This is a genomic window from Oceanicaulis sp. HTCC2633 (assembly GCF_000152745.1).
GTDB lineage: Bacteria > Pseudomonadota > Alphaproteobacteria > Caulobacterales > Maricaulaceae > Oceanicaulis.
In genome coordinates, this window is sequence record NZ_CH672428.1 from 2,064,200 (window position 1) to 2,086,442 (window position 22,243).

The 22,243-nt window shown below is 63.3% G+C and carries 25 protein-coding genes; 16 read left to right on the top strand and 9 right to left on the bottom strand.

Annotation, left to right across the window (positions count from 1 at the left end):
• Positions 1-3: 3 nt before the first annotated feature.
• Both OA2633_RS09860 and OA2633_RS09865 read right to left on the bottom strand, forming a co-directional pair.
• Entirely contained in the window at positions 4-588 is a 585-nt protein-coding gene (locus OA2633_RS09860) for a nucleoside triphosphate pyrophosphatase (RefSeq protein ID WP_009802398.1), read from the bottom strand.
• A gap of 9 nt (positions 589-597) precedes the next feature.
• Positions 598-1,431 carry a pyruvate, water dikinase regulatory protein gene (locus OA2633_RS09865; protein ID WP_009802399.1) on the bottom strand — a complete coding sequence of 278 codons (834 nt, stop codon included), beginning with the start codon at positions 1,429-1,431 and terminating at the stop codon, positions 598-600.
• A 493-nt stretch (positions 1,432-1,924) separates the two neighbouring features.
• Between OA2633_RS09865 and hemE the strand changes: the two genes are divergently transcribed.
• From hemE to OA2633_RS15440, 6 genes are all read left to right on the top strand, one after another.
• Positions 1,925-2,962, top strand: a complete 1,038-nt coding sequence (gene hemE / locus OA2633_RS09870; RefSeq protein ID WP_009802400.1) for a uroporphyrinogen decarboxylase — start codon at positions 1,925-1,927, stop codon at positions 2,960-2,962.
• A gap of 39 nt (positions 2,963-3,001) precedes the next feature.
• Positions 3,002-4,060, top strand: coding sequence for a ferrochelatase (hemH, locus tag OA2633_RS09875; RefSeq protein WP_009802401.1), 1,059 nt, complete (start codon positions 3,002-3,004; stop codon positions 4,058-4,060).
• Entirely contained in the window at positions 4,057-4,512 is a 456-nt protein-coding gene (hemJ, locus tag OA2633_RS09880; protein WP_009802402.1) for a protoporphyrinogen oxidase HemJ, read from the top strand. Before hemH ends, hemJ begins: the two co-directional genes overlap by 4 nt.
• Positions 4,513-4,740: 228 nt before the next feature.
• Positions 4,741-6,063, top strand: a complete 1,323-nt coding sequence (gene rho, locus OA2633_RS09885; RefSeq protein WP_083783254.1) for a transcription termination factor Rho — start codon at positions 4,741-4,743, stop codon at positions 6,061-6,063.
• A gap of 123 nt (positions 6,064-6,186) precedes the next feature.
• Positions 6,187-6,828, top strand: coding sequence for a glutathione S-transferase family protein (locus OA2633_RS09890; protein WP_009802404.1), 642 nt, complete (start codon positions 6,187-6,189; stop codon positions 6,826-6,828).
• Positions 6,828-7,334, top strand: coding sequence for an RDD family protein (locus tag OA2633_RS15440; RefSeq protein WP_009802405.1), 507 nt, complete (start codon positions 6,828-6,830; stop codon positions 7,332-7,334). Before OA2633_RS09890 ends, OA2633_RS15440 begins: the two co-directional genes overlap by 1 nt.
• Here OA2633_RS15440 and OA2633_RS15445 read toward each other — a convergent pair.
• Positions 7,331-8,281, bottom strand: a complete 951-nt coding sequence (locus OA2633_RS15445) for a glycerophosphodiester phosphodiesterase family protein (RefSeq protein ID WP_050752869.1) — start codon at positions 8,279-8,281, stop codon at positions 7,331-7,333. The genes OA2633_RS15440 and OA2633_RS15445 overlap by 4 nt on opposite strands.
• A gap of 10 nt (positions 8,282-8,291) precedes the next feature.
• On the bottom strand, positions 8,292-8,972 hold the full coding sequence (locus tag OA2633_RS09905) for a dienelactone hydrolase family protein (protein ID WP_009802407.1): 681 nt from the start codon (positions 8,970-8,972) through the stop codon (positions 8,292-8,294).
• A gap of 112 nt (positions 8,973-9,084) precedes the next feature.
• On the opposite strand from OA2633_RS09905, the gene OA2633_RS16145 reads away from it, so the two are divergent.
• From OA2633_RS16145 to OA2633_RS09935, 6 genes are all read left to right on the top strand, one after another.
• Positions 9,085-9,336, top strand: a complete 252-nt coding sequence (locus OA2633_RS16145; protein WP_009802408.1) for a DUF6489 family protein — start codon at positions 9,085-9,087, stop codon at positions 9,334-9,336.
• A 9-nt stretch (positions 9,337-9,345) separates the two neighbouring features.
• Positions 9,346-10,677, top strand: coding sequence for a tRNA uridine-5-carboxymethylaminomethyl(34) synthesis GTPase MnmE (gene mnmE, locus OA2633_RS09915; RefSeq protein ID WP_009802409.1), 1,332 nt, complete (start codon positions 9,346-9,348; stop codon positions 10,675-10,677).
• Positions 10,678-10,787: 110 nt separating this feature from the next.
• Complete coding sequence (gene mnmG, locus OA2633_RS09920) at positions 10,788-12,680, top strand: tRNA uridine-5-carboxymethylaminomethyl(34) synthesis enzyme MnmG (RefSeq protein WP_009802410.1); 1,893 nt, start codon at positions 10,788-10,790, stop codon at positions 12,678-12,680.
• Positions 12,677-13,315 (top strand): 16S rRNA (guanine(527)-N(7))-methyltransferase RsmG, encoded by a 639-nt coding sequence (locus OA2633_RS09925; RefSeq protein WP_009802411.1) that lies wholly within the window; start codon positions 12,677-12,679, stop codon positions 13,313-13,315. Before mnmG ends, OA2633_RS09925 begins: the two co-directional genes overlap by 4 nt.
• 10 nt (positions 13,316-13,325) lie before the next feature.
• Positions 13,326-14,144: a ParA family protein gene (locus OA2633_RS09930; protein WP_206740532.1), complete on the top strand. Its 819-nt coding sequence runs from the start codon at positions 13,326-13,328 to the stop codon at positions 14,142-14,144.
• Complete coding sequence (locus OA2633_RS09935; RefSeq protein ID WP_009802413.1) at positions 14,141-15,079, top strand: ParB/RepB/Spo0J family partition protein; 939 nt, start codon at positions 14,141-14,143, stop codon at positions 15,077-15,079. The genes OA2633_RS09930 and OA2633_RS09935 overlap by 4 nt, the downstream gene beginning before the upstream one ends.
• Positions 15,080-15,187: 108 nt before the next feature.
• Here OA2633_RS09935 and holA read toward each other — a convergent pair whose 3' ends face one another.
• From holA to OA2633_RS09950, 3 genes are read right to left on the bottom strand one after another with little or no spacing between them, the layout of a single operon-like run.
• Positions 15,188-16,234, bottom strand: a complete 1,047-nt coding sequence (gene holA / locus OA2633_RS09940; RefSeq protein ID WP_009802414.1) for a DNA polymerase III subunit delta — start codon at positions 16,232-16,234, stop codon at positions 15,188-15,190.
• Positions 16,231-16,734: an LPS assembly lipoprotein LptE gene (lptE, locus tag OA2633_RS15450; protein ID WP_009802415.1), complete on the bottom strand. Its 504-nt coding sequence runs from the start codon at positions 16,732-16,734 to the stop codon at positions 16,231-16,233. The genes holA and lptE overlap by 4 nt, the downstream gene beginning before the upstream one ends.
• A 9-nt stretch (positions 16,735-16,743) precedes the next feature.
• On the bottom strand, positions 16,744-17,223 hold the full coding sequence (locus OA2633_RS09950; protein WP_009802416.1) for a DUF3576 domain-containing protein: 480 nt from the start codon (positions 17,221-17,223) through the stop codon (positions 16,744-16,746).
• A gap of 302 nt (positions 17,224-17,525) precedes the next feature.
• Here OA2633_RS09950 and OA2633_RS09955 point away from each other — a divergent pair, with 302 nt between their 5' ends.
• Both OA2633_RS09955 and OA2633_RS09960 read left to right on the top strand, forming a co-directional pair.
• On the top strand, positions 17,526-18,659 hold the full coding sequence (locus OA2633_RS09955) for a porin (RefSeq protein WP_040612614.1): 1,134 nt from the start codon (positions 17,526-17,528) through the stop codon (positions 18,657-18,659).
• Between the two features lie 98 nt (positions 18,660-18,757).
• Entirely contained in the window at positions 18,758-19,321 is a 564-nt protein-coding gene (locus tag OA2633_RS09960) for an NtrZ family periplasmic regulatory protein (RefSeq protein ID WP_009802418.1), read from the top strand.
• Between the two features lie 4 nt (positions 19,322-19,325).
• On the opposite strand, the gene OA2633_RS09965 is transcribed toward OA2633_RS09960, so the two are convergent.
• Entirely contained in the window at positions 19,326-19,814 is a 489-nt protein-coding gene (locus OA2633_RS09965; RefSeq protein ID WP_206740501.1) for a thiamine phosphate synthase, read from the bottom strand.
• Between the two features lie 121 nt (positions 19,815-19,935).
• Between OA2633_RS09965 and OA2633_RS09970 the strand changes: the two genes are divergently transcribed.
• Positions 19,936-20,631: a YggS family pyridoxal phosphate-dependent enzyme gene (locus tag OA2633_RS09970; RefSeq protein WP_009802420.1), complete on the top strand. Its 696-nt coding sequence runs from the start codon at positions 19,936-19,938 to the stop codon at positions 20,629-20,631.
• On the opposite strand, the gene OA2633_RS09975 is transcribed toward OA2633_RS09970, so the two are convergent.
• Positions 20,628-21,137 (bottom strand): L,D-transpeptidase, encoded by a 510-nt coding sequence (locus OA2633_RS09975; protein ID WP_009802421.1) that lies wholly within the window; start codon positions 21,135-21,137, stop codon positions 20,628-20,630. The genes OA2633_RS09970 and OA2633_RS09975 overlap by 4 nt on opposite strands.
• Positions 21,138-21,462: 325 nt before the next feature.
• On the opposite strand from OA2633_RS09975, the gene OA2633_RS09980 reads away from it, so the two are divergent.
• The gene (locus OA2633_RS09980; RefSeq protein WP_009802422.1) at positions 21,463-22,149 is read left to right on the top strand and encodes a response regulator transcription factor; all 687 of its coding nucleotides are present in this window, start codon (positions 21,463-21,465) and stop codon (positions 22,147-22,149) included.
• Positions 22,150-22,243: the final 94 nt, after the last annotated feature.

A 22,243-nucleotide genomic window follows, 5' to 3' on the forward strand; every position in this document is an offset into this window, starting at 1 on the left:
CACCTACTCCGCCAGCACGCCCTGATCACGCAGCGCAGCGAGCACGGGGATCAGGGACAGACCCAGAATGGCGAAGTAATCGCCTTCGGTCCGCTCGAACAATTGCGCGCCCAGGCCCTCAAAGGCATAGCAGCCCACGCCCTTGGTCAGGATATCGCCTGCCTTTTCAAGATAATCGCTCAGAAACGCGTCCGAGAAATCGCGCATTACCAGGGTCGAAGTCGCCTGATGTCGCCAGACAATGTCTCCATCGCGCGCGAAGGCGATGCCGCCCTGCAGATAATGGGTCTGCCCGCGCAGCTGGCGCAACCGCGCTTCCGCTTCCTCCACCGATCGCGCCTTGTCATAGGCCTCGCCATCAAATTCGAGCACCTGATCGGATCCCAAGACCAGCGCGCCCGGACGGCGTTTGGAGACCTCGAGCGCCTTGAGCTCGGCCAGTTTCAGCGCCAACGCCGAAGGATCGCCGGAGAAGCTGTCCTTGACCGCGCCCTCATCGATATCGGCGGGATCGACCTCGAAGGCGACATGCGCGTTTTCAAGAATGGCGCGGCGAGACGCCGAACCGGACGCGAGAATGAAGCTCATGACATCGCTCTAGAATTTGGATTTATGGTCCTGCAGAAGGTTCAGCACCTTTGCAGCGGTTTCCTCGATCGAACGCCGGGTGACGTCGATGGATGGCCAGTTATAGCGCGCAAACAGGCGCTTGGCGTGGATCACCTCCTCTTTCACCGCTTCCTCGTCCACATATTCGGTGGACCGGTCTTCCTTGAGATTGAGCAGGCGATTGCGCCGGATCTGGATGATGCGCTCGGGCGAGGCGGTGAGCCCCACGATCAGCGGCTTCTTCAGGCGGTAGAGGATTTCAGGCAGGGGCGCGCCGGGCACCAGCGGAATATTGGCGGTGCGAATGCCGCGATGACCCAGATAGATGCTGGTCGGGGTCTTGGACGTCCGGGATATCCCCAGAAGGATCACGTCCGCGCTCGCCAGATCATCGCCCTGGCCGTCATCATGGGCCATGGAATAGTTCATCGCCTCTATGCGGCGATAATAGTCTGCGTCCAGAACCCGCTGGGCGCCCGCCTTGCCCTGGACCGGCGCGCCCAGATAGCTCGACATGGTGGCCTGAATGGGATCCAGAACCGCGAGCGCCGGCATGCCCATGGATGCGCAGGCGTCCTCGAGATCGCGGCGCAGCTCGGCGTTCACAAGCGTGAACATGACGATGCCGGGATAGGCCTGGATATGCTCCAGCGCGCGTTCGAGCTGACGCGGAGAGCGCACCAGCGCATATAGATGCTCGATCGGACGCACATTCTGGAACTGGGCGACCGAGGCGCGCATCACCTCCATCAGGGTCTCGCCCGTGGAGTCCGAGATCATGTGGACATGGAAATAGATTCCGATATCGGCGGACCGGGGCATGCGCGGCTCCTCAGAAGTCATCATCCCCCATCGGTAGACCAGTGCGCGCAAGCTGTGAATAACCCAGTCTGCTTGTCCACGGCTTCCGCCGCCTCGGGGACAGAGGCGAGGGTCATCACGGTCTGGCGCCCAGTTGGCGCCCACACATTCACATCAGGGAATAAATAGGGCTCCGGGGCCGACCGATCTGTCGACAATTTTCCGAGTCATTTTCTTGGTTTTATCGCCGATCCTGTTCACGCACTCGGCTAGGCTGCGGTTAACCAAAGTAAAAATTCCGTTAATGTCTCATTCTGATACGAAAGTCAGACCGTGGATGACCGGCTTTCACAGGCTGTGGATATCCGGCGCCAGCGATGAAGCGTCGCAGTTATCCACGTTATGGGCGCCTCTACTATCACCCCTTCTTTTCATTCAATGAAAAAGAGAGGTATGACCGGGTCTGACCTGTCCGGGGATAACCCTCGAACCCCGGCGCTGACGAGAGCCATTCATGACTGATCAGAACCAGCCCTTCCTGCGCGCCCTTGCTGGCGAGACCGTCTCTCCGCCGCCGATCTGGCTGATGCGCCAAGCGGGTCGCTATCTGCCGGAATATCGCGAGGTGCGCGCGCAGCAGCCGGACTTCATCAATTTCTGCCTCAATTCGGACGCTGCAGCGGAAGTGACGCTCCAGCCCATTCGCCGCTATGGCTTTGACGCCTCTATCGTGTTCGCCGACATCCTGCTGATCCCCTATGGGCTGGGCCAGAAGGTGTGGTTCGAGAAAGGCGAGGGACCCAAGCTTGAACCGCTGGCGCTTGAAAATCTCGGGGCGCTGTCTGTCGAGAGAGCGAATGAGGTCCTGCGGCCGGTCAGCGACACGATCCGCAAGGTCCGCGCAGGCCTGCCCGAGACCTGTTCCCTGATCGGTTTCGCCGGTTCGCCCTGGACCGTGGCGACCTACATGATCGAGGGCGGCGGATCCAAGGACCGGATCAATGCGCGCACCCTCGCCTGGAGCCAGCCGGACGCGTTTGACACCCTGCTCGATCTTCTGGCCGAGGCGAGCGCCCAGTATCTCAAGGCGCAAGCGGATGCCGGCGCGAATGCGCTCAAGCTGTTCGATTCCTGGGCTGAAGGCCTGCCGGACCCCCTGTTTGACCGGGTGATCATCCGTCCGACCAAGCGGATCATTGATCGCTTGCGCCAGATGGGCGTGACCTTGCCGGTCATCGGCTTCCCGCGCGGCGCCGGGCCTCAGGCGGTCCGCTACGCCAAAGAGACCGGCATCCAGTGCCTCGCGCTGGATCACGGGCTGGACACGGACTGGGCGCGCGGGGCCTTCCCCAAGGATCTGCCGCTTCAGGGCCAGCTCGATCCGGCGGTGCTGCGCGCGGGGGGCGACGTGCTGGATTCCGAGATCGACCGGCTCCTTTCCGCCTGGGCGGGCCGGCCCTATGTCTTCAATCTCGGACATGGCATTCATCTCGACACGCCCCCTGAAAACGTCACGCGCCTGATCGAGCGCGTGCGCGGTTTCAAGGGTTAAGACTCTTCAGCGTGATCGGTTTCAGACAGGAGTAGGCGCATGGCGCGGCGAATTGCAGTGGTGCTGTTCAATCTGGGCGGGCCGGACAAGCCCGAGAATGTGCGCCCCTTCCTGCGCAATCTTTTCCGCGATCCGGCGATCATTGGCGCGCCGGGCCTGATCCGGGAGTTCCTGGCCTGGCTGATTTCCACCACGCGGACCAGGGAAGCGACCGAGAATTACGCCAAGATGGGCGGCGGCTCGCCCATCGTGCCTGAAACCGAGAAACAGGCGCAGGCGCTGACTGCTGCGCTTCGGGAGCGGCTGGGCGCTGACGATGAGGTGCGATGCTTTCTCGCCATGCGCTACTGGCATCCCTTCGTGGATGAGGCGGTGAAGGCGGTGAAAGCCTACCAGCCTGATGAAATTGTACTTTTGCCGCTCTATCCGCAGTTTTCCACCACCACGACAGGATCGTCCTTCAAGGCCTGGCGAGATGCGGGCGGGCCCGAGGCGCGGGCCATCTGCTGTTATCCCGAGGAAGCGGATTTCATCACGGCGCACGCCCGCCTGATCGAGGCGGAATGGGAGAAGGCGGGCAAGCCCGAGAATACGCGCGTGCTCTATTCGGCCCATGGCCTGCCGGAAACCATCATCAAGAAGGGCGACAGCTATCAATGGCAGGTCGAACAGACGGTGGCGCAGGTGAATGCGCGTCTGCCTGAACACCTGCAAAACCACGAGATCTGCTTCCAGTCGCGCGTCGGCCCGCTCAAATGGATCGGCCCCTCCACCGAAGAGGCGATCGAGCGCGCTTGTCAGGACGACAAGCATATCTTGCTCACCCCGATCGCTTTCGTGTCCGAGCATATCGAGACCCTGGTCGAGCTTGACGAGGAATACGCCGAGCTGGCCGAAGAGCATGGCGCGAAGGGCTATGACCGGGTTCCGGCGCTGGGTGACCAGCCTGACTTCATCGCGGCGCTGGCGCGGGTGACGGTCGATGCGCTAGAGGGGGGGAACGGGCTCAAGCCGCCGCAGGGTCAACCGATCTGCCCGGGCAAGTTCGGCCGCTGCCCCTGTCTTGAAGCGGGTCTGAAACAGGAGAGCGCCGCATGATCGATTTTCTGCTTCCCGGCTCCATCGGTTATCTGGTGGTCAAGAGCCTTCATATCATTGCGGTGATCTTCTGGATGGCGGGCATGCTCTATCTGCCGCGCCTGTTCGTTTATCATCACCAGGCTGTAGCCGGGGGCGAGCTTGAAGGCGCGCTGCTGATCCAGGAACGCAATCTTCTCAAGATCATCGTCAATCCGGCCATGATTGCGGTCTGGCTTCTGGCGATCACCATGATCATCGCCAATCCGGCGCTGTTCACTCAGGGCTGGTTCCATTTCAAGCTTTTGCTAGTGCTGTTGATGTCCGGCATTCACGGATTTTACGCGGCCAGCGCCAAGAAGTTCGCCAAGGGCGAGCGTCCGCGCACGGAAAAGTTCTGGCGGATCATGAATGAGGGCCCGGCCATCCTGGTGATCCTCATCGTGCTTCTGGCTGTCGTTAAGCCGTTCTGAGCCTCGAAATTCATTGACGTTGAGCGCCGTGCGTGGCAGGGATGAGGGGACTCCTTTGCAAGGATCCCCTCCAACGGCTGCGGGCCGCGCCGACGTCCTCGTCTGACAGCGCCCGGGCTAACACCCAATCCCATAGTCGATCCGCGCCGGCCTGGCGCAGTTCGTCGTCTGGTGTTCACCAGGGCCTGAACCGATCAGGTCTTGTGAACCGAGCTGTCTGAGAAACTCATGACTGATACCCCTGAAACCGAGCCGCAGGACGGCAGCGAAACCAAAACCGCTTCGACCCGTCGCATGTCGCTTCAGGAACTGAAGGAAAAGTCGCCCGCCGAGCTGGTGGAGCTGGCTGAAAGCCTCGATATCGAGAACGCCTCCTCCCTGCGCAAGCAGGGCATGATGTTCGCCATCCTCAAGGCGCTGGCCGATGAGGGCGCGGAGATTTCCGGCGGGGGCACGCTGGAAGTGCTGCAGGACGGTTTCGGCTTCCTGCGCGCGCCGGAATCCAACTATCTGCCGGGCCCGGACGACATCTATGTCTCCCCCAGCCAGATCCGTCGCTTTGGCTTGCGCACCGGCGACACCGTGGAAGGCGAGATCCGGGCGCCGCGGGACAATGAGCGTTATTTCGCGCTCCTGAAGGTCTCCTCGATCAATTTCGAGGAACCGGAGAAATCCCGCCACAAGGTTCACTTCGATAACCTGACCCCGCTCTATCCCGATGAGCGGTTCAACATGGAAATCCAGGATCCGACCAAGAAAGACCGGTCGGGCCGGGTCATCGATATCGTGTCGCCGTTGGGCAAGGGCCAGCGCGCCCTGATCGTGGCGCCGCCGCGGACCGGCAAGACCGTTCTGATGCAGAACGTCGCCCATGCGATCGAGACCAACCATCCTGAATGCTATCTGATGGTGCTGCTCATCGACGAGCGCCCCGAAGAAGTGACCGACATGCAGCGCACGGTGAAGGGCGAGGTCGTGGCCTCCACCTTTGACGAGCCGGCGACGCGTCACGTTCAGGTGGCCGAGATGGTGATCGAGAAGGCCAAGCGCCTCGTCGAGCACAAGCGCGATGTGGTGATCCTTCTGGATTCCATCACGCGTCTGGGCCGCGCCTACAACACTGTGGTGCCGAGCTCCGGCAAGGTGCTGACCGGCGGTGTCGACGCCAACGCCCTGCAACGCCCCAAGCGCTTCTTCGGCGCGGCGCGGAATATCGAGGAAGGCGGCAGCCTGACCATCATCTCGACCGCGCTGATCGACACCGGGTCTCGCATGGACGAAGTGATCTTTGAAGAGTTCAAGGGCACCGGCAACTCCGAGATCATTCTCGACCGCAAGGTCGCCGACAAGCGCGTCTTCCCGGCCATCGACATTCTCAAGTCGGGCACCCGGAAGGAAGAGCTTCTGGTGCCCAAGCAGGATCTGCAGAAAACCTATGTGCTGCGCCGGATCCTCAATCCGATGGGCACCCAGGACGCGATCGAATTCCTCTTGTCCAAGCTCAAGGAAACCAAGAACAACGCCGAGTTCTATGACTCCATGAACACCTGATCCTTCAGGCGTTTGAGTGTTCCAGCGGCCGCCCTTCGGGGCGGCCGTTTGCTTTTGGGGCTAGCGTTCCAAGCGTCAGATATGAAAGGATGCTTAAAAGCTAAAGTATCGGGGAGGAAACCCATGTCTGAACCCAATATCACCCTCTATCACGCGCCCATGTCCCGCTCGGTCCGGGTGCGCTGGTGTCTTGAGGAAATGGGTTTGCCGCACACGCTCGAGAATCTCGGTCCGATCACGGCGAACCAGCGCGGCAATATGGGGGGAGAGGCCTTCAAGGCCATCAATCCCATTCAGAAAATCCCCGCCATGACCGATGGCGACCGGGTGATGCTGGAATCGGTCGCCATGGTGGAATACCTCGTCACCAAATACGGCCCGACCGAGCTCGCCGTGACCCCGGACGAACCCGATTATGATCGCTATCTCGAATGGATGCATTTCAGCGAGGGCACCATGTCCATGGCGGTCAATCTGACCCTCGCGCACACAACGCTCCTGCCCGAGGACCAGCGCAATCCGGCGCTCGCCAAATGGGCGCGCGCGGAGCTCGACAAGCAATTCAAGCTGATCGCCGAGCGTGGTCTGGGCGAGGGTCGCGAATATCTGGCCGCGAACCGGTTCACGGCCGCCGATATCGCGCTGGGCTATCTGTTCTACCTGTTGAAGATCGTCAAACAGTTCGACAGCGCGCCGGAGCCGGTGAAAGCCTATTTTGATCGCCTTAAACAGCGCCCCGCCTGGCAACGCGCGAGCGCGGACTGATGGCCCGGCTCCGTCTGTTCTTGCAGCGAGCGTGCGCCTACGGCGTCGATTTCGTTCTTATCGGACTCTACGCACTGGCGCTCTGGGGGGTGGTGCAAGCGCTTGTTCCCGAGCCGCCATCCTCCAAGCTGGCGGGATATGCGATCGCGGTCGTGACCCTGACGGGCCCCGCCATCCTCATTTTCAGCCTTCTGGAAGCGGGTTGGGGCGCAACGCCCGGCAAGGCCCTGATGGGACTTCGCGTGAGGCGGCAGGGTGCGCGGCCGGGGCTGGGCCGCGCACTCGTTCGGAACCTTGGAAAATTCCTGCCCTGGGAAATCGCCCATATCGGGATATGGACCATTCCCGGCCAGCCCTTCGTTGATCCTCCGGGCCTCGTCAATGTCACGCTCTGGACCGTGTCCTATGGTCTTCTGGCGTTACAGATCGGGCTGGTGCTGATCTTCAGGGCCGGCTTTCATGACTGGATGGCCGGTCTGCGTGTTCAGCCAAAGACCCAAGCCTAGCCCTGGGCGGCGGGGCAGGCTTCAAGCAGGGCTCGGGATGCGTCATGGGCGTCGAGCGCCGCCGCAGCCGCAGGAACATCATCGACCGAGATCACCTCGGCGCCGTTCTGATTGAGCAGGGTGTAATCGACCGTGCCGTTCCGCTCGCCGCCGAAATCACCAAAGCTCGTCTCGATCCCAAGATTGGCGAGCACCGCATCCCATTCGGGCTGACCCGTGCCGACGCCCAGCCAGATCGTGGTCAGGCCCAGATCCACGCCGCCCTGTTCAAGGCGCTCGAGATCTTCCGCCGAGCGCGCGCCGGTCGACAGCGCCACATCGGGCAGGATGCCCGACAGGGTGATGGCGTCATCAATGGAATAGGTGATGACCACCGCGCGGTCGACAGCATCAGCCGCCACGAGCGCCGCTCCGATCTCGTCAAAGGTCGTATCCTTGAGATCCACCTGGGCGAAGCCGCGGCCATCAAGAAAGGCGAGGGCGTCCGAGAAGGTGGGCACGCCTTCATCGAGCTCATGGCCGTCCACATCCACAAGGCGCAGTTCGGAGATCTGCGCATAGGTCATCTCGTCCACGCGGCCCGTGCCGTTCGTCGTGCGGTCCACGGTGTCGTCATGCATCAGGATGAGCACGCCGTCAGAGGTCTTTGCGACGTCCATCTCCATGAAGAGCGCGCCATCATCGAGCGAGGCCTGCATGGCGCCGATGGAGTTTTCCGCGGCGCCCGGACGATCGCCGGTGCGGTGCGCCTGCAACAAGGTGACGCTCTGCTCGCGCGCGCAATCGAGATAGGCCGGAAGGTCCACACCCGTCAGCCAGAGATCCGCGGCGGCGGTCTGTGCAGGCGGGGCCTGCATGTCCGTCCTTTCGGCGGCCCGGTCGGGAGCGGGCGCTTCCGCAGTACAGGCGGCAAGGGCGAAAAGGCTGACGCCAACAAGGAAACGCATGCGTGTGATCCTATTTCAGGTTCTTATTCAAGAAGTTGAGTGACCGACCATTCGCCAGTTCCGCATCGTCGGCGTCATAATGAGCGCCGCCGGGGCGGGCGAAGGCGTGATCCCGCTCTGGATAATGATGAATCGTGACAAGTCCATGCTTTGACAGCGCATCCATGATCTTTCCCTGCGCCTCGGCGGGCACGAACTCGTCCTTGCCGGCAATATGCAGCATCAGGGGATGAGAAATCCGGCTGGCTTCATCCAGGCGCTCCTGGATATTGACGCCGTAATACCCGACGCAGGCGTCCGCATCCGTGCGACAGGCGGTCAGATAGGCGAGCTGGCCGCCCAGGCAGTATCCCACGGCGCCAACCTTGTCCGCGCCCTCGGCGCGCATCTGGGCGATCGTAGCGGCGACGTCGCGAATGCCGGCGTGCACGTCGAACTTGCCGAACAGCTCGAAGGCCTGCTTCCATTCCTCTTCAGTCTTGTCCGTGATCTGAATACCGGGCTCGATCCGCCAGAACAGGTCCGGGCAGACGGCGGTAAATCCCTGCGCCGCGTACTCATCGCACAGATCACGCATGACCTGGTTCACGCCGAAGATCTCCTGCAGGACGATCAACACCGGGCCTTCGCCGGTCTTGTAGGCGGAGAAATCGCCGTCCGGGCCGTGAATGATGATGTCTTGTCCTGCCATGAGAAGTCTCCTTGCGTGTCTGAGCACTCGGCTTTGTCATGCGCTCTGAGGCGGCGTAGACTGAACCTTGAATGCTCCGCGTTCAGCGTGGCGAGACTGAGGCGAGGCCCCCATGAAGGTCAACATCAATATCGAATGCACTCCCGAAGAAGCGCGGACCTTCATGGGTCTGCCGGATGTGACGGGGCTGAACGCCCAGCTGGTCGAAGAGATGGGCAAGCGCATGAGCGCCAATATGGACGCGATGGAGCCGGACACCCTGATGCGATCCTGGATGACCATGGGCGGGGAATGGCAGAAGCACGTCATGGGTCTGATGAGCCAGGCTGCCTCCGGCGGGTCATCCAAGTCCGACAAGAGCTGATCTGAAGTCATGAGCGAGACGATCTTTGCACTGGCGAGCGCGCCGGGCCGGTCCGGCGTGGCGGTTATCCGTGTGAGCGGTCCCGAAACGGGGGCGGTTCTGGATGCGGTGGCCGGCTTGCCGCGACCCAAGCCGCGACTTGCCGCCTTGCGCGCCTTCCGGACCGGTGAAGGCGCGGTGATCGACCAGGGTCTGGCGCTGTGGTTCGAGGGGCCGGCGAGTTTCACGGGTGAGAACTGCGCCGAGTTTCACGTGCATGGCGGAACCGCCGTGATCGAGGCGATGGCGGAGCGGTTTCTGGAGCTGGGCGTGCGCCCGGCCGAGGCGGGCGAGTTCACCCGCCGCGCCTTCCAGAACGGCAAGATGGATCTCACTGAAGCCGAAGGCCTCGCTGATCTGATTGATGCGGAAACCGAAGGCCAGCGCGAGCAGGCGCTGTCGCAGATGACCGGCGCCTTGCGCAGCCTCTATGAAGACTGGCGTGAACAGCTGATCTCAGTCTTGGCCGCCATCGAAGGCGAGGTGGATTTTCCCGATGAGGAGGATGTGCCCGAGACGCTGTCGGAAACGGCGGGGCCGCCGCTCGCAATGCTCAGTGACGCTCTCACGGCCCATCTCGAAGACGGGCGGCGGGGCGAGCGGGTGCGCGAGGGCTTCTCGATTGCCCTCATCGGCGAGCCCAATGCCGGCAAGTCGACGCTTCTGAATGCCCTGGCGCGTCGTGATGCGGCGATTGTCACCGATATTCCGGGCACCACGCGCGATGTGGTGGAAGTGCGGCTCGTGCTCGCGGGCTTCCCTGTAATCGTCGCCGATACCGCGGGTTTGCGGGACGCCGCCGACCAGGTGGAGGCGGAGGGCGTGCGACGGGCGCTGGACCGGGCGCAGAATGCCGATTTGCGTCTGGGGGTCGTCGATGTTTCACGTGAAACACTTCCGGCCAAACTGCTGGAGACGCTCACGGATGCGGACGCGCTGATCCTGAACAAGATGGATCAGGGCCAAACCCTTCACCTATCGGATGAGCTGGGTATGACCCGCTTCGAGCTGAGCGCGAAGTCCGGGCTGGGTTTGCCAGCGCTGGAAGGCTGGTTGGAAGAGGTTGTGCGAGACCGTCTGAGCCGACGTGAAGCGCCGGCGCTGTCTCGCGCGCGTCACCGTCAGGCGGTGGAGCGCGCGCTCGATCATCTGATGGCGGCGCAGTCGCAATTGGCGCGCGCGCCGGAGCTGGCGGCGAGCGATGTGCATCTGGCGATCAGGGCGCTCGAAAGCCTGACCGGGCGGATCGACGTGGAAGATGTGCTCGACCGGGTGTTCAGCCAGTTCTGCATCGGAAAATAGGCGCCATAATCAGGCCGCGAAATCCGGCTAATCCCTCGACTCCGAATACCGGGCGCCTTATGTAAGCCGCCCCGGCGCGACGCAGCGAACCCGCGCCCGAGAGTTGACCCATGAGACTTGATCAGACCCAAGCCCAGGCCCGGCCCTGGGACGTGATTGTTATCGGCGGCGGCCATGCCGGCTGTGAGGCCGCGAGCGCGTCGGCGCGCCTGGGCGCGCGCACACTGCTGCTGACCCATAAAGCCTCCACGATTGGCGAGATGTCCTGTAACCCCGCCATTGGCGGTCTGGGCAAAGGGCATCTGGTGCGTGAAGTGGATGCGCTGGATGGCGTGATGGGGCGTGTGGCTGATGCCTCCGGCATCCAGTTCCGCCTGCTCAATCGCTCCAAGGGCCCGGCGGTGCGCGGCCCGCGCACCCAGTCTGATCGCAAGCTCTATCGTGAAGCCATGCAACAGGCGCTGTCTGAGCAGGCCAATCTCAGCATTGTCGAGGCGGCGGCCGAGGATCTGATCATCGAGAACGGGCGCTGCTGCGGCGTCATTGATGGCGCGGGTCGGGCCTATCGCGCGGGCGCTGTGGTGCTGACCACGGGCACTTTCCTGAAGGGCGTGATCCATCGCGGTCATGAACGCATCCCGGCGGGCCGTCATGGCGAAGCGCCGGCCAATGGCCTGTCTGAAACGCTTTATGGTCTGGGCCTGCGCATGGGCCGTCTGAAGACGGGCACGCCGGCGCGTCTCGACGGCTCGACCATTCATTGGGATCAGCTTGAGATGCAGGCGGCGGACGAGACTCCGGTGCCGTTCTCCTTCCTCAATGATCAGATCCATGTCCGGCAGATCGCCTGCGGCATCACCCGGACGACGGAAGCGACCCACAAGATCATCGCCGACAATCTGGATCAGTCCGCGGTTTATGGCGGGGCGATCTCGGGGCGTGGGCCGCGGTATTGCCCCTCGATCGAGGACAAGGTGGTGCGCTTTGCAGACCGCAGCCAGCATCAGGTCTTCCTGGAGCCCGAAGGTCTGGATGACGACACCGTCTATCCCAATGGCATTTCCACCTCGCTGCCCGACGCGGTGCAGGACGCTTTCCTCAAGACCATTCCGGGGCTCGAGGATGTGAAGGTGCGCCGCTATGGCTATGCCATCGAATACGACTATGTGGATCCGCGGGAACTGAGCGCGGCTCTGGAAGTCAAGGCCATGGCGGGCCTGTTCCTGGCCGGACAGATCAATGGCACGACCGGCTATGAAGAGGCGGCGGCCCAAGGCCTGATGGCGGGCTTCAATGCCGCGCTGAAAGCGTCCGGTTCTGATCCCTTCATCCTCGATCGCTCCGAAGCCTATATCGGGGTGATGATCGATGATCTGATCACGCGCGGCGTCACCGAACCCTATCGCATGTTCACCTCGCGCGCCGAGTACCGTCTGACGCTGCGGGCCGACAATGCGGACCAGCGTCTGACGGACAAGGCGATTGCCCTGGGCGCGGCCAGTGTTTCACGTGAAACATCCTGGCGTCAGCGTCAGGCCGATCTCGCCCGCGCCCGTGAACAGGCGACGACCCTGACCCTGACCCCGGCTGAGGCCAAGCGCCATGGCATCAAGGTCAATGAAGACGGCAAGCGCCGCTCTGTGATGGAGTTGTTGAGCTATCCCGACATCGGCTGGTCCGACATGGTGCGCATCTGGCCGGAGCTCGGTGAGATCAAACCGCGGGTGGCCGAGCAGGTTGAAATTGACGCCGTCTATCATGGCTATCTCGACCGTCAGCAATCGGACATCCTGGCGTTCCGCCGCGATGAGGGCGTCCGCATTCCCGCAGATTTCGATTACGCGCAGGTGGGCGGCCTCTCCAATGAAGTGCGTGAGAAGCTGATCAAGGCGTCTCCCGATACGCTGGGTCAGGCGGCCCGGATCGAGGGCGTGACGCCAGGCGCGCTGACCGCACTTCTGGCCTATCTCAAGCGCCGCCCGGCCGGAGCGCAGACGGCATGAGCGAGACGGCGTACGGGCCTGAGCAGTTTCAGGCCGAAACCGGTGTTTCACGTGAAACACTGGAGCGGTTCGAGACCTGGCGGCGGCTTCTGGAAGAGACGAGCGCTCACACCAATCTGGTGGGGCGGGGGACTTTGACCGAGTTCTGGCATCGCCATGCGCTCGATAGCTGGCAGGTGTTCGAGTTGATGCCGGAGGCCAGACGCTGGGCGGATCTGGGCGCCGGCGCGGGTTTTCCGGGTCTCGCCATCGCCTTCGCCCTGATGGAGCGTCATGCGGGCAAGGGCCATGTGCTGATGGTGGATTCCGTCGCCAAGAAGATGGCCTTCGTCAATCAGGTCATCCGGGAAACCAAAGCCCCTGCGATTGCGCGTGCCGACCGGGTGGAATCGATCCATCCTGTCCCGGAGGTCGATGTGGTCACCGCGCGCGCCATGGCGCCGCTTGGTAAATTACTCGGTTACGTTCATCCTTTTGTGGATAAAGGGGCTGTGGCCCTGCTTCCCAAGGGCGCACGCTATAAAGAGGAATTGACCGAGGCGCGGAAAAGCTGGACCTTTGAGGCAGAGGTCTTGCCGAGCCGGACATCGCCCGAGGCCGCTATTCTCAAAATCAGGGGGCTTGCCCGTGTCTGAAGAATCCCGCATCGCGCCGCCCAAGGTCATAGCCGTGGCGAACCAGAAGGGGGGAGTGGGCAAGACCACGACCGCCATCAATCTGGCGACCGCGCTCGCCGCCATTGGTCAACGGGTTGTTGTTCTGGATCTCGATCCCCAGGGCAACGCGTCCACCGGGCTGGGGGTTGCGCGGGCGGATCGCCGGGCGACCTCCTATGACGTACTGGTGGGCGAGCGCCCGCTGCAGGATGCGCTCATCGATACGGACGTGCCGGGCCTTGCGATCATTCCCTCTGATGTGGATCTGTCCGGCGCCGAGCTCGAATTGTCGGATGCGCCGCGCCGGTCCTATCGCCTGCGCCACGCCATTGATCGTTTCCGCCGGACATTGTCGGGCATGGGCGAGCATTGCGATTACATCCTGATCGATTGCCCGCCCTCGCTGAATCTTCTGACGGTGAACGCCATGACCGCGGCGGATTCCGTGCTGGTGCCGCTGCAGACGGAGTTCTTTGCCCTCGAGGGTCTGACCCAATTGATGCGCACCATCGAGCTGGTGCGGGGCAACCTCAACAAATCTTTGGAAATCCAAGGGGTTGTGCTGACAATGTATGACCGCCGCAACAATCTGTCCTCCCAGGTGGCGGCGGATGTGCGCGAGCATTTCGGCGACAAGGTGTATAACACGGTCATACCACGCAATGTGCGCGTCTCCGAGGCGCCGAGCTTCGGCAAGCCGGTGCTCCTGTACGATCTCGAATGCGCCGGCGCGCAAGCCTATCTGAAACTGGCCAGTGAAGTGGTCAAACAGGAGCGGCGCGCAGCTGACGCGCTGACCCCCGCATGAGTGCAGACGAACGCAAACCGAGCCGCGGCCTGGGCCGGGGCCTGTCCGCCTTGCTGGGCGAGGGCGAAGAGGCTGAAGCGGTCCGCGCGGACGCCAGCAACGCCCAGCGTTCGAGTTCAAACCGCAATGGCGTCCAGACCCTGCCGATCGAACTGATCGAGCCCAATCCCGATCAGCCGCGCAAGGTGTTCACCGAAAGCGATCTGGCCGAGCTCGCGGACTCCATCGCGACCAAGGGCCTGCTGCAGCCCATCCTGGTCCGTCCGATGCGCGGTGAGACCGAGCGCTACCAGATTGTGGCCGGCGAACGCCGCTGGCGGGCGGCGCAACGCGCCCAGCTGCATGAAGCGCCGTGTCTGGTTCGTGAGCTAACCGATCGCGAAACTTTGGAAATCGCGATCGTCGAGAACGTCCAGCGCGCCGATCTCAACCCGGTTGAAGAGGCTCGCGCCTTCCGCCAGCTGGTGGAGACTTTTGGTCATACCCAGGAAGAAGTGGCCAAGGCCGTAGGCAAGTCGCGCGCTCATGTGGCCAACACCCTGCGTCTTCTGGCCATGCCGAAGGCCGTGCTCGCCTATCTTGAAGAGGGCGCCATCACGGCGGGGCACGCCCGCTCCATTGCGACCGCGCCCAATCCCGAGGCGCTGGCCGAACAGATTGTGCGGGAAGGGCTGTCCGTGCGCGCGGCCGAAGCGCTGGCGCGGACTGCGTCGGGCGGTGGATCGTCTCCCGAGCGCAAGTCGGCCTCCAGCGCGCCTCAGACCAAGGATGCGGACACCCGCGCGTTGGAAGCGGATCTGTCCTCGCGTCTGGGTCTGGCGGTCGAGATCAAGGCGAAGGGCGAGCAGGGCGAGCTGCGCGTGAAGTTTTCCAACCTCGAACAGCTCGACGATGTCTGTCGCCGGCTGAGTCAGATGGGTTCTGGCGCTTTCTAGGCTTCAAAACCCCGCGTGTGAGAGCGCCTGAAGCGTAGACGGATACGCTGTTTCCAATTTCAGGGGCTCTCAGCGCGATTTTCTTGTAAATAGCTGAAAAGAAAAGCTTTATCGACGCGCCTGAGCGGCGGCGCGAGACAGGCGCAGAATCAGGTCGCCGACAATGGCCTCGGCGGGCGCGCCGGAGCGCTTCACGGCGCGTTCGGCGTCAAAGGCGTATTTGCGCGCCTGGTCGAGCCGCCGTCCGGTCCAGAGCTTGGCCGAGCGTTTGAACTGGTCTGCCGGAGGTCCGAAGCGCGGCGCGCCCGCGCGCGCCAGGGCGCCCGCATCTCCGCCGCCCGAATGGAAGGTGTCGAACTGATCGATCCGACGCTGAAGCCCGCGCAGCACGCCGACGGGGTTGAGGCCGGCTGACAAGCCCCGGGCATAGGCGGCGTCCGCCGCGCGAATGTCGCCGCCCAGGGCCGGGTCGAGGATCTGGTCCATGGCCGCTTCTGAGCCCACCGCTGAGATGTCGGCGATATCCTGACGGGTGATCACATCGTCCTGGCCCTCGCGCTGATCGGCGAGACCCTTATAGAGGATCAGCTTATCGATCTCGCTGCGCGCCAGGGCGCGATCGCCTTCCAGAAACGGAGCCAGCATGGCGCGCGCCTCGGGTTCGAGAGTCAGGTGCTCCGCCCGGAACATGTCTTCGGCCAGCGTGATGAGATCACGCGCCGTATCCGCATAACAGGGTGCGGCAAGCGTGCGTTTGCCATCCTCGGCCGCCTTGCGCAGCTTGGACGTCTTCTTCAGATCACCCGATTCAATGACCAAGGTTGCTTCAGAGGGCGTAACCCCCTCATCCACTTCCGCAATGAGCTTCGCGACAGGTGCGGAATCCCCGGAAAGCCGCAAGCGCACGAGCCGGGGGTCACGCGTGAGCGACAGGGCGGCGAGGGCGTCGGCCAGGGCGGCCGGATCCGCCTTTATGTCTTCATCGGTGAGACGCGTGACAGAGAAAGGATCGTCGGGATCCTTCACGAGCGCTTTTGACAGCGTGTCAGCGCGCTCGCGCACCATGCCGCCGTCCGGTCCGTAAATGAGATAGACCGTGTAGGAGCCGTCAGGCTGGGCAAGCGCCCGGTCCGCATCCCGGGTCTTGAGTTTCACCGCGCTGAATTCGCTTCGCGCTGACGCAGCGCAACGGCGATCTCCCGCACCAGCCGTTCCGCCATGGCCTCGGAGGCCTGTTCTTCAGCGTTCGAGGCGCCAGATACGAGGGTGTAGGGGTCAGATCCGGCGTCGAAGAGCGATTCCTCGCGCAGCCGACCTTCGGCGATGACGGCGCCGGTCGCATCCGTCAGCGTGTAATCGGTCGTGATGACCAGCGCATACTGACGTGCAATGCCCGTAGCGCTCAGGCCCAGCGAACGTTGCGCCGTCTCATTGGCGAGGGTCAGGCGAAACGGACTGCGGCCATCGCCCAGGAAGTCGCGCAGGGCGTCCTCGATGAGATAATCCACGCGATCCTGTCCGCGACTGATCTCGACACCGGGGAGCTGGTTGAAGCCTGCGCCGCCATAGAGCGGCTGGAAGCCGCACGCGGACAGACTCACCAGGGCCGCCGCGAGGACGCCGGTGCGAATCAGGGAAGGGCGCAGGGACAGCATGGACCGTGCCTAGTCCTGGATGGTCTGGATGCGCAGCTGACGCGCGCGCGTCAGAATGGCGTTCTCGACCTGGATGCGCGTTGCGGGATCAACCTCGGCATCGGCCCAGTCGCCGGCTTCGGTGCGGACCTGCTTGAACAGTTGTACCGACAGGGCGTCCGCGCGCAGGCGCGTATCGAGAATGTAGACGGTCGCCTTGAAACGCTCGTTCTGGATTTCCGGGTTGGCGTACCAGTCCGTGATGATCACGCCGCCGAACGGGTCCACTTCGGACAGCGGCATGAAGGACAACACTTCCAGGGAGGAGCGCCACAGGAAGCTGTTCACGCCGATGCCGGCTTCGGGCGCATCGCTGACCTGGCCGCCGCCGCCGAACACGCCGCCGAGCAGCCCGCGATCCTGGGAATTGTCCCCGCGCGAGGCGCAAGCAGCCAGGCTGAGAACACAGGCGGTGACGGCGAACGGAGTGATCAAACGGCGAAACAACATTTAGGCGGCTCCCGGCCAAGCGGTTCTGCGCCGGGTTCCGGCGCGTCTTTGTCTTATTGCTCTATAGCATGCCGGTGCAGGGACGCCAGTCTTGAGGCTGGCGCTCTGTATGGAACAGCTGTTGTTTTCATGTCACAAATAATCAGTTCTGCGGCCAGACCGGCGCCGTCAGCTTGACGGTTCGGGGCTGATAGTCGGAGAAAACAAGGGCACGTCCGGGGGGACGGGGCCGTTCGGCGAGGCCACGAGTTATGACCTGTTTCCGTAAGACGCTGGTATCATGCGTCTTCTCAGGCGGGCTCGTGGCCGCGCCGACAGCAGCCTGGGGCCAGGACCCATCATGGCGTCCCAGTTTTCTCACTCAGACCGAAGTCGAATTCGAAGCCGATCTCGATCTGTTGATCGGCGTCGGGGCGTCACAGGCGCCGCGTGATGTTCCGTACGCAGACATGCGGTTGCAGGGCTCGTCTGAGACGCTGACCGACCGGGGCTGGCGATATGGCGTTGAGGGGCAGGTGCGTCTGACCACGGGCGACGGCCGTCGCGGCCTGGCGCGACCGGGTCTGACAGGTCCGGTACGAAACGGTCTGCCGGTCACCGGGCTTCTGACCGGATTATCGGCGGATCCGGGTCTGGATGCGTCCAGTTCGCGTCTCTTTGTCGATAAAGCGCAGATTTACCTGCAAACCCGCTGGGTGAAACTGCGGGCCGGACCCGGGGAGACCGCTGCGGTTCAGGAAGCGTCCCGACCGCTCCATGCCTTTCGCCTCACGCGCGCCCAGGGCGGGGTGATCGATCCGACAGGCCTCAATCTTGCCGATACCTCGCTCACCCTGGCGGAGGGCGCGGCGGGATTGTCGGTCCAGAGCCAGCGCATTGTCGGGCTCAGACTGTCCGCCTCCTTTGCGCCGGACGCGGATCCGTGCGCCCAGCAGTGTCATCCCGCGGGAGCGCAGGTATTGCGTGCGGATCTGGGTTCAGTCTGGTCTCTCGCGGCGAGTTTTGACCGACGTATTCCGACATCCGGCGTGCGCTGGAGCGCTTCGCTCGGTTACGAGACGGCCCGCGCGGACGACCTGATGGGGCTCTCCTTTGACGATCCATGGCTGGTCCGCGCCGATCTGGTTCGCGAGGCCGGGAACCTGACGGTCAACCTCTCCGGTCTGACCGGGTCTGACGGCTATCTGGGCGCCGATTACGACAGCCTGGGCCTGAACATCGCCTATGAGCAAGGCGACTGGGTTTACGGGCTGGAGCTGGGGTATGGCCAGAGTGATCTGGTGCAGACCCGGACCCGAAGCGTCCAGCTGGGCGCGTCACGACTGGTCGGCGCGCGCGGCGTACTGGGACTGGCGATCCTGCATGTGGAGGAAAACCGGCCTAGCGCGGATCAGGATGCGCTCCAACTTCTTGTGGAGACAGGGTTGCGTTTTTGACACGCCCACGACCGATTGTGCGGGATCAGCGCTTGGGGCGCCTTACAAGCGTCATAAGGCTGGGCTATATCTGATCGTGAACTTGTCTGGATGGGCTCATGCGTATCAACACGCTTCTTGCGACACTGCTGTGCACCGGCGCGCTCTGCGCCGGCGGTTCGGCGTATGCGCAGGAATCCGCCCAGGACAATGCGTTTGCACTGACGGGCGGGGCCAGCCTCGCTCCGGTGCTGGAGCCCTTCACCTTGTCCTTGCGCGGCTTGGACGCCCCGGGCGAAACGGCGGAAGCGGCCCGGACCAATGTCAGCACGCCCGCGCGTCCGGTCCTCATCGAAGATCGCGGCTCCGCGTCGGCTCTGCCCTGGTATGAGCGTTTCACGCTGGCGCCGTCCGAAACCCGTTCGGTTTGGGCTCAGCCGTCTGACGAATTCCACCTGCAGGCCGGCGATCGCTGGGGCGTGACTCTGGGCTATGTGGCTCCGGCTCGCGGCGCGCAGGGCGTTGATCTTGAAGACTTCAGCGCGGGCGCATTCTACGAGTTCTCCGAGCATTTCCGCTTTGGCGGTGAAGTCCGCTTCACCTCGCCCGAAGAGCAGGTCTTTGGCGAGGATGGCCAGGACAAGGCTCCGGAAATCCGGTTTGAGTCCGCGTTCCGCTTCTAGGCGGTCACCGGCTCACGGTCAGGGCTCCGACAGCGCCCGCTCCTGAAATTCCCAGATTTTCCAGTCGCCTGATCGTGCGGGACGTCATGCCGCCCAGAGCATAGACCGGCAGCGTGCTGCGCGCGGCATGGGCCGCCAGTCTGAACGGTCCCATGGGCCGTGTCGCGCTGGGGCTGTGCGACGGGAAAACGGTTGAAACAAAAGCGAGATCGGCAAGACGCCCGGCTCGGCGCAGGGCTTGGGGCGAATGGGCACTGGTTGACACCAGCCCTTGGGTTCGCCGGACATTCGCGCCTGTCAGCAGGCGTTCGGGCCAGTGAACGCCATCCGCCCCGGCCTGTCTCGCCAGATCGGGATCTGCAGAGATCAGGCACATCCCGCCCGCCTGATGTCGCAGCCTCACCACATCATCCGCCTGCTGGCGGATCTCCGGCTTGCCGAAGGTGCGAAGAATGAGGCCGACCCCGGCCGGAAGAGCATGCGCCAGCGCCATCAGATCCGGTGTGCGATCGGGATCGCTGAGGCAGAAGAGGGCCGGCAAAGGGCCGCGCGGCCCTTCGAGCCGTGCAGCCCGACTTGCCAGCCGGGCAGTATCGTCATACCCCCTCATTCCCATGACAGACCTTTATCCCACTTCCCCGGACGGCGTCGCCGCCGCGCGCGCCGAGATTTTGAACCGGATCGCCAGAGCGGCCAAGCAGGCCGGGCGGTCCGCTGACGAAATTGATCTGGTAGCGGTCTCCAAGGTTCAGCCTGACGACCGCGTGGACGCCATGCTGGCCGCCGGGCAGCGCATTTTTGGCGAGAACCGGGTACAGGAAGCGCAAAAGCGCTGGGCAGGCCGTCGCGAGACCTATCCGGACCTGCAATTGCGTCTGATCGGGCCGCTGCAGTCGAACAAGGCGGACGACGCCTGCGCCCTGTTTGACGTCATCGAGACGCTGGACCGGGAAAAGCTTGCAGGGGCGCTGGTGAAGGCCATGGAGAAGACCGGGCGTCGCCCCGCGCTCTATGTGCAGGTCAATACCGGCGATGAACCCCAGAAGGCGGGGCTGGCGGTCAATGAATGCGTGGAATTCGTGCGCCATTGTCGACGCGATCTTGATCTGCCCGTTGAAGGCCTCATGTGCATTCCGCCGGTGGAGGAGCCCGCCGCGCCGCACTTCGCCCTGCTGGCCAAGCTGGCCGCCCGGGCGGATGTCGCCCGGCTCTCCATGGGAATGAGTTCGGATTTCGAACTGGGCGTGCAGCTGGGCGCGACCTCGATGCGAGTGGGATCCGCCCTGTTTGGCGAACGGGAGGCGCGCTAGGGCGCGACCTCGATCCAGTCCTGCGACGTCAAGCGTCCGACCAGCTCGATCAGTCGGGACCGCTCGATCGCCACGCACCCCTCGGTGGGTTTGAAGTCCGGCGAGGCGCAGTGCAGGAAGATGGCGGACCCGAGTCCCGGCCGGGGCGGGTCATCATTATGGCCCAGGACCACCACAAGGTCGTACAGACCGTCCTCGCGCGTCATGGTTTCACAAGAGGCCGGATAGGGCAGGCGCACGGGCTGGTTATAGGCCGGGTCGCCGGGCGCATCGCACCAGCCGTCATCGGAGCGGATGGGATCGATCACAAGAGAGGTCTCGGGCCGGTCGAGGCGATCGGCGCGCCAATAGGCGCGCCGGACCCGCCAGCATCCCAGCGGGCTCATGCCGTCCCCTTCGGTCTTGTCCTGGGCTGCAATCACGCCGGAACGACCGATCGCGCACGTCGCCGTGAAGTCGGATCCTTGAAGCTGTTTGCGGCTGGCGCTGGCGACATAAACCGTCATGGCGAGGTCCGGCGGGCTTAGGGGAAACCCCTTACATGTAACATTCGCCGCGAACCGTGCGGGGTCGGCGACGGAGACTTCTGCACCTTGCGAGCAAGGCGTTGAGGGTCTCCGGTCGCCTCCCCCACCACGGCGGGCGGCCTCACGAAAAAATTCGCGAGGCTCACAAAGCCGTCAGGCAAGTTTCACGCCGTTTGGAGTACATCGGTTTTGCAACGAGATTGCGCGTTTGCCATTGCGCAATCGGGTGCGGACAGGCAAGGCTTGCCGGTAGACTTCGACCGGTGGGCACAGTTTGTCAGGCCGCCCGACTGGAGACAGACCCATGACGAACAAGAAGACGATCCTGCTGGTTGATGACGATGATGACCTGCGCGAGGCGCTGGCCGAGCAATTCGGATTTGAGGACGATTTCAACGTCCTGACCGCCAATGCGGCGAAGCCGGGCATGGAGCTCGCCCGGTCCGAGCCCGTGGACATCATCATTTTTGATGTCGGATTGCCGGACATGGACGGACGCGAGGCGTGCCGCCATCTGCGCAAGGACGGCGTGAGCACCCCCATCCTCCTCCTGACGGCCCAGTCCGGCGATGCCGACCATGTTCTGGGGCTGCGCTCGGGCGCCGATGACTTCCTGGCCAAGCCGATTAGCTTTGTGGTGCTGCTCGAGCGGGTGCAATCCCAGCTGCGTCGTCACCAGCAAAGCGAGGATGCGGTGCTCCAGGTCGGGCCCTACCGGTTCAAGCCGTCCATGAAGATCCTGATCGATGCAGAGGATCGCAAGACCCGGCTGACCGAGAAAGAAACCAATATTCTCAAATACCTCTACCGTGCCGGTGGTCAGCCTGTGGCGCGGGAGGAGTTGCTCGATCAGGTCTGGGGCTATCACCGCGAGGCCAATACCCACACGCTGGAAACGCATGTCTATCGCCTGCGTCAGAAGATCGAGTCCGATCCCCAGCACGCGCGTCTGCTGATCACCGAGAGCGGCGGCTACCGGCTGCAGATGTAGGTGATTCGTAAATCAAGTCTCAAATTGAGTTTCATACCGCACCCAAACAGATGAATCTCAGCGACTAAAGCTCAATTAAATCAAAGCTTTGTTT